The sequence below is a fragment of the Streptomyces sp. URMC 127 genome, assembly GCF_051386535.1.
Classification (GTDB): domain Bacteria; phylum Actinomycetota; class Actinomycetes; order Streptomycetales; family Streptomycetaceae; genus Streptomyces.
Genome location: NZ_JBPQTW010000298.1, coordinates 1 through 6,862 on the forward strand (window position 1 = coordinate 1; position 6,862 = coordinate 6,862).

Annotated in this window: 5 protein-coding genes; all 5 read right to left on the reverse strand. The window is 71.9% G+C overall.

The window, feature by feature from the left end; all coding sequences use genetic code 11:
- Nucleotides 1-18: 18 nt before the first annotated feature.
- Entirely contained in the window at nt 19-987 is a 969-nt protein-coding gene (gene trxB, locus ACSNOH_RS32390) for a thioredoxin-disulfide reductase (RefSeq protein WP_436725026.1), read from the reverse strand.
- A gap of 113 nt (nt 988-1,100) precedes the next feature.
- On the reverse strand, nt 1,101-2,150 hold the full coding sequence (locus ACSNOH_RS32395; protein ID WP_436725027.1) for a hypothetical protein: 1,050 nt from the start codon (nt 2,148-2,150) through the stop codon (nt 1,101-1,103).
- Entirely contained in the window at nt 2,147-2,824 is a 678-nt protein-coding gene (sigM, locus tag ACSNOH_RS32400) for an RNA polymerase sigma factor SigM (RefSeq protein WP_436725030.1), read from the reverse strand. The genes ACSNOH_RS32395 and sigM overlap by 4 nt, the downstream gene beginning before the upstream one ends.
- Nucleotides 2,825-2,870: 46 nt before the next feature.
- Nucleotides 2,871-4,592 carry a protein kinase family protein gene (locus ACSNOH_RS32405; protein WP_436725028.1) on the reverse strand — a complete coding sequence of 574 codons (1,722 nt, stop codon included), beginning with the start codon at nt 4,590-4,592 and terminating at the stop codon, nt 2,871-2,873.
- Nucleotides 4,593-4,701: 109 nt separating this feature from the next.
- Nucleotides 4,702-6,862, reverse strand: a 2,161-nt coding sequence (gene murJ / locus ACSNOH_RS32410) for a murein biosynthesis integral membrane protein MurJ (protein ID WP_436725029.1), incomplete at its 5' end; no start/stop codon positions are given.

Sequence of the window (6,862 nt, forward strand, 5' to 3'; positions counted from 1 at the left end):
GGACGGGATGGGGGTGGGTCAGGGGGTCTTCTCGGGCTCGCGAACGTGCTCGCTGTGCGAGAGGGAGGCGAGGAAGCGCTCGGCGTCCAGCGCGGCGGAGCAGCCCGTACCGGCGGCGGTGATCGCCTGGCGGTAGGTGTGGTCCACGACGTCACCGGCGGCGAACACACCGGTCAGGTTGGTGCGGGTCGAGGGGGCGTCCACCTTGAGGTAGCCCTCGTCGTCCAGCTCCAGCTGGCCCTTGAAGAGCTCGGTGCGCGGGTCGTGGCCGATTGCGATGAACAGGCCGGTCACCGGCAGGTCGGAGGTCTCGCCGGTCTTGACGTTGCGCAGGGTCAGGCCGGAGAGCTTGTTCTCGCCGTGGATCTCGGCGACCTCGCTGTCCCACACGAAGGAGATCTTCGGGTCGGCGAAGGCGCGCTCCTGCATGGCCTTGCTGGCGCGCAGGGTGTCACGGCGGTGGACGACGGTGACGGACTTGGCGAAGCGCGAGAGGAAGGTGGCCTCCTCCATCGCGGTGTCGCCACCGCCGATGACGGCGATGTCGTGGTCCTTGAAGAAGAAGCCGTCGCAGGTCGCGCACCAGGAGACGCCGCGGCCCGACAGCTCGTCCTCGCGGGGCAGGCCGAGCTTGCGGTGCTGGGAGCCGGTCGTGACGATCACGGCCTTGGCGCGGTGGACGGTGCCGGCGGAGTCCGTGACGGTCTTGATCTCGTCGCTCAGGTCGACCGCGACGACGTCGTCCGGGATCAGCTCGGCGCCGAAGCGCTCGGCCTGCGCCCGCATGTTGTCCATGAGGTCCGGGCCCATGATCCCGTCACGGAAGCCGGGGAAGTTCTCGACCTCGGTGGTGTTCATCAGGGCACCACCGGCGGTCACGGCGCCCTCGAAGACCAGCGGCTTCAGCGAGGCGCGGGCGGTGTAGAGCGCGGCCGTGTAGCCCGCGGGCCCGGAGCCGATGATGATCACGTTGCGGACGTCGCTCACGGGAGTCTTCCTTGTCTGCCGACTGCTGTCTCGGGTCCTTGAGGGGGTTCACCCCACCCAACGGATCCTACGGGGCGGGCATTCCCGTGGGCGCCTGCTGCGGCCGGTGCGGCTCAGGCGCGCGGCAGCGTCTCGTTCAGCAGGACCTTGCCCGGCGTGGTGCCACCGGCGTCGACGCAGGTGGCGGAGACCACATAGGCGTCGACGAGCGTGACGTCCCCGGGGTGCGGCAGGACGAGGAGATAGGCGTCTTCACCACCATAGGTCTCCTGCTCGGAGATCAGAGCCTCCTCCGTGCGGCCGGTGCCCTGCCGTACGCAGAGCGGGACCGTGCCGTTCGAGGCGCTGAGGGTGCCGGGCGGGGTCTCCGGACTCTCGGCGGTCTTCCCGCGGGACTCGTTGGCGCCGAAGGGCGACGGCTTCAGGAGCTCCTGCACCCGCGTCGTGAGATCACCGGAGGCGAGGGCGGGTGCGGACGTGCGGCTCTCGCCGCCCGTGGCGGGCGTCTGCCCGGGCGCGTCCGTACCACCGGACTGCAGGAAGATCGCACCAGCGCTGATCACGGCCGCGACGCAGGCGCTCGCGAGCAGCACCGTGGGCCAGTGCCGGGTGCGCTTGCTCCGTGCCTTGCGGGGCCGCGTCTGCCTGCCGGGGCCGGCGGTGGTACGGGAACGGTTGGCCGGCCGTCCGGCGGCTTCCCGGGGCGGGGGGCCGGCCGGTGTTTCACGTGAAACCGCCGGGCCGGCGAGCGGCGGCGTTTCACGTGAAACCGGGGAGTCGGCGGGCGTCCGCGTTTCATGGGAGAGCGGGGAGCCGGCGGACGCTTCGGTTTCACGTGAAACCCGGGAGCCGGCGGACGCTTCCGTTTCACGTGAAACAGGGACCCGCACGCCGTGCGGGGGCGTGGTCGAGTCCAGCAGTGCCTCGGCAGCGAGGGCGGCGTCGATGCGGCCCGCGATGTCGGCGGGCATCCGGGGCGGGCCCGGGAGCGTGCCGAGCGCGCCCCGGATCTCGTCCAGCGAACTGCGGACGTCCTCGCACAGCTCGCAGACCGCCAGGTGCTCCCGGACATCCGCGGTACGGGCGGGCGAGAGCACGCCCTCGGTGAGCGCGGAGATCTCCGCGACCTCCGGGTGCCCATCCGTGCCGGTCATCGAAGTCACGCTCGCCCACCTCCGCCCTTCACTGGATCTGCGTCGCTCTGTTCTGCCGGTGGTGGGACGGACGCCCCTTGCGACCGGTTCCTTCCCCCGCCGGACGGTGGGCTACCCCCGCCACCGGGACGCAGATGGGTGAGGATCGGCAGCAGCCGGGCCCTCCCCCGTGCGCAACGGCTCTTGACCGTGCCCACGGGAACGTCGAGCACCTCGGCCGCCTCGGCCACGGGGTACCCCTGCATGTCCACCAGGACGAGGGCCGCGCGCTGATCGGGAGGCAGGGTGGACAGGGCGTGCAGCAGTTCCCGGTGCAGGTCTCCGCGCTCGGCCGGGGCGGCGGCGGACTCATGGGGCTCGATGAGCTGCTCCAGCCGCTCGGTCTCGGCGAGGGGCGCCGTCCTCCGGGAAGCGGCCTTCCGAGCGCGGTCCAGGCAGGCGTTCACGGTGATGCGGTGCAGCCAGGTGGTGACGGCCGACTGCCCACGGAACGTGTGCGCGGCACGGTAGGCGGAGACGAGGGCGTCCTGCACGGCGTCCGCGGCCTCTTCCCGGTCGCCGAGCGTCCGGAGGGCGACGGCCCAGAGGCGGTCGCGGTGGCGGCGCACGATCTCGCCGAAGGCATCGGGATCACCGGCGACGTGCAGGGCGAGGAGATCGGCGTCGCTCCGGCCGTCACGCATGACGTCGTCCACCGTCGAGCCCTCCCCCTGAGGTCCGTCCTGTGCGTCAGCCGGTGAACTTCACGTTGGTGATGCCCTGCTTGTAACCGGCGCCGGCGTAGGTCTGTCCGTCAGCGTCAGAGTAAGGGGCCGCGGTGATCCAGAGCAGGACGTACTGCGTCTCGACCGGTTCCTTGAGGGAGATGTTGAGCGAATCGGTCGACGTCTTCTTGGTCGCCAGCTTCTTCATCGACTTCAGCGTCTCGGTGCCGGCGAGGGACTTCGCCTCGTAGAGCGACACCTCGGTGTGCTTGCCGCCGTAGAGCAGCTTGATGTCCGCGGAGCTGAGCTGCTGCTTGCCGCCGAGGTCGTAGATGATGCCGACGCCGCCCTTGTACTGCTTCAGGGACGGGCCGTCGTTGTAGGTGCGCGAGCGCCAGACGTCCTTGGGGTCGTCATACTTGGTGTAGGTGTTCTTCACCCGGTCCGCGCTCTGCGGGGTCCCGTCCGGGGCGAACTCCCTGGCGTCAACGATCTTCACGGCATCGCCGGTCGGCTTGCGGTCGTCGCTCGTCGAGTCGGAGATCTGCGGGCGGTCCTCCTGCCCGTCCTTGAGGAGGGTGTCCGCGAGCTGCCAGCTGGCCAGGCCCAGGGCGGCGATCAGCAGGGCGGCGACGCTCCACTTCAGCGCCCGGCCCGTGCGGCCCTGGAGCGGAGGCGGCGGGGGCACCGGCAGGGGGCCCGTGGCGCTGCCCCCGTGCGGCGGCTGCTGGCCGTAGGCGTGCGGCCGGGGATAGCCGCCCGGTGGCGTGGTGAAGGACGGCTCCGGGGGCCGGATGCGCGGCATGGCCGCGACGGCCTTGGACAGCTCCTCCGGGGTCGTGCACGGCTTCTCCTGCCGCGACGCGGCGGAGCCGTCGTGGACGAGCGCACGCATGGCGAGCTCGGACAGGCCCCGGTGGACGCCGGCGCGGACCTGGTCGGGGGCGATCAGGCCGACGCCCTTCGGCAGGCCCGGCAGGCCGTGGGCGCTGTCCTCGTACGGCCAGCGCTGGGTGAGCGCCGCATAGAGGAGCGCACCGATGGCCTCGGTGTCGGTCTGCTGCGGACGATCGGACGTGATGCCCCGCAGGGCGGCCATGACGGCGAGGCCGCGGATGCGGTACTGCCCGGTGCCGGTGCGCAGCACGGAGCCGGGGTTAAGGCGCAGGTGCGCGAGGCCCTCGCGGTGGGCGGCGGCCATGGCCTGGGACACCTGGCTGACGAGCTGGTAGGCGTCGTGCGGCTCCATGGGGCCGGAGGCGAGGACGTTGGTGAGCTCGGTGGCGTCGGGAAGCCACTCGTGGACGACGTAGACGAGGTCGTTCTCCTCGACGGCGTCGAGGACCTGCACGAAGCGGGGGTCGCCGAGGAGGGCGGCGGAGCGGGCGGCGGCGAGGACGGGGCGGGCGCGCGGATGGTCGGCGGGCAGCAGGTGGACGCCCACGGCGCGGCGGAGCTTCTCGTCCACCGCACGCCAGCTGCTGAATCCCTCCAGACGGGTGACGCACTCCTCCAGGCGGTACCTTCTGGCGAGCTTGTGGCCGCTGTGCAGCTCGGGGGCGCGGTCGTCGCGCGAGGGCTTGCCGGCGTCCGTCTTCTTGCCGTCCGTGCGCCCGGTGTCCTTCTGGGTGCCGGCCTTGATCGCGGCCTCCGCCCCGTCGGCCGTGGCCTTGCCCGCCTTGGCGGTCAGCGGCTCATGGCCGCTGTTGCCTGCCACGTCGACGGCAGCTGTGCTCCGTTCTGCCACCGTCGTTCCTGCCTCCCCATCCGTTGCGCGCTGTCCACAGCCAAGACAATTGTGCCCACAGTCCGGCGCTATGCACGACACGCGGCGGCGGGCGAAGGTTGCGCTCCCGTCAGCGTCCGAGACGTCCGCGGACCATACCGACCATGGCCGTCAGCTCCTCGATCCGCATCCGCTTCGCGGCGATGTAGAAGACGGCGATCAGGATGAGACCACCACCGGTCAGGGAGGCGAGCGAACCGAGCACGCCCCGGCCGAGAACTTCACCGATCCCGTAGGCCACGGCCCCGCCGATGAGGGCCGCGGGCACACACGCGCCGGCCAGGCGGGCGTACGTCCGGATGACGCGCGAGCCGTCCAGGTCACCGCCGAGCCGGGTACGCAGCCTGCGCCACGCCACACCGACGCCGACGGCGTAGCCGAGACCGTAGGAGAAGGCCATGCCGGCGACGGCCCAGCGGGCGGGGAGGACGAGGTAGCTGACGAAGGAGGCGGCGGCGTTGACGGCCGCGACGATCACCGTGTTGTAGAAGGGCGTGCGCGTGTCCTCGTAGGCGTAGAAGCCGCGCAGGATCACGTACTGCGCGGAGTACGGGATCAGGCCGAGGCCGAAGGCCATGAGGATGAAGCCGATGTTGGTGGCGGCGGAGGTTCCGGAGCCGCTGCCGAACATCAGGGTCGACATCGGGACGCCCAGGGCCAGGAAGGCGAAGGCGCAGGGCACGATGGCGACGGCCGAGGTGCGTAGACCGTGGGAGAGGTCGTCACGGACGGCGGAGGCGTCGCCGTCGTGGGCGGCGCGGGAGATGCGGGGGAGCACCGCGGTCATCACCGAGACCGTGATGATGGCCTGCGGCATCTGCCAGAGCTGCAGCGCGAAGTTGTAGGCGGTGATGCCGGTGCCGTCGTGGCCCGCCTCCGCCGCCAGTCCGCCCGCCTTGGTGGCGAGCTGGGTGACGACGACCAGGCCCAGCTGGTTGGCGAGGACGAAGAAGAAGGTCCACTTGGCGAGGCCGGCGGCCTTGCCGAGGCCCTGGCCGCGCCAGTCGAACCGCGGCCGGATCCGGAAACCGGCGTCGCGCAGGTAGGGCAGCATCGCCAGGGACTGGACGACGAGGCCCAGCAGCGTGCCGATGCCGAGCAGGCGGACGCCCTCCGGCGTGATCGTGGCCGCGGTCATGTGGGTGCTGGAGGCGGGACCGAAGGCCCAGATGAAGGAGCCGAAGGTGGCGATGATGATGATGTTGTTGAGGACCGGGGTCCACATCATCGCGCCGAACTTCCCCCGGGCGTTGAGGATCTGTCCCATGACGACGTGCACGCCCATGAAGAACATGGTCGGCACGCAGTAGCGGGCGAACGCGACCGCCACGTCCATCTGGGTGGGGTCGGCGGCGATGGTCGGCGACATCATCCGGATGAAGACCGGCGCCCCCAGCACACAGACGGTGGTCACGCCCGCCAGCAGCACGACGACGAGGGTGAGCAGGCGGTTGGCGTACGCCTCTCCGCCGTCCTCGTCGTTCTTCATCGCGCGGACCAGCTGTGGGATGAAGACGGCGTTGAGCGCGCCACCGGCGACGAGGATGTAGATCATCGTCGGCAGGGTGTTCGCGACCTGGTAGCCGTCGTTGAGCGTGCTGACGCCGATCGCCGCCGCCATCACCAGGTTGCGGCCGAAGCCCAGGATGCGGGAGACCATCGTGCCCGCCGCCATCAAGGCGCTCGACTTCAGCAGGCTGGCGGCCTTGCCGCCCTTGGCCTGCGGCGCCGGTGCCGGCTCGGGTTCCGCGGCGGGCTCGGCGGCCGGGACCTTGGGCGGCGGCACGGGGGAGCCGTACTGGCCGGGCGCCGGGATCTGCTGGCCCGGCGGCCGCGGCGGCTCGTAGGGCTGCTGCTGGTCGCGGTAGAGGTGGGCGAACGCGTCCCGCTGGGGACCGTCCTCCCCCGGCCGGTCGAAGCCGCCCACGGCCGGGAACGGCTGCGTGGCGTCGGCGTCGCCGGGGGCGCCCGCCGGGCTCTGGGGCCGCCCGGAGGCCGGGGCCCACGGCTGCGAGCCGGCGCCGGCGCCCGGCTGCTGCGCCGGGTAGGTGTTGCGGTACGTGCCGGGCGGCGCCGGGGGCGCGGTGCGGTCGTACAGCGCGTCGCGGTCGTACAGCGCGTCGCTCACCGGGTCCTGGGCGGCCGGGTCGTGGCCGGGGTAGGGCTCGGAGGCGTAGGCGTCCCGCAGGTAGGGGTCCCGGGCGTACGGGCCCTGGCGGGGCGTGCCGGGG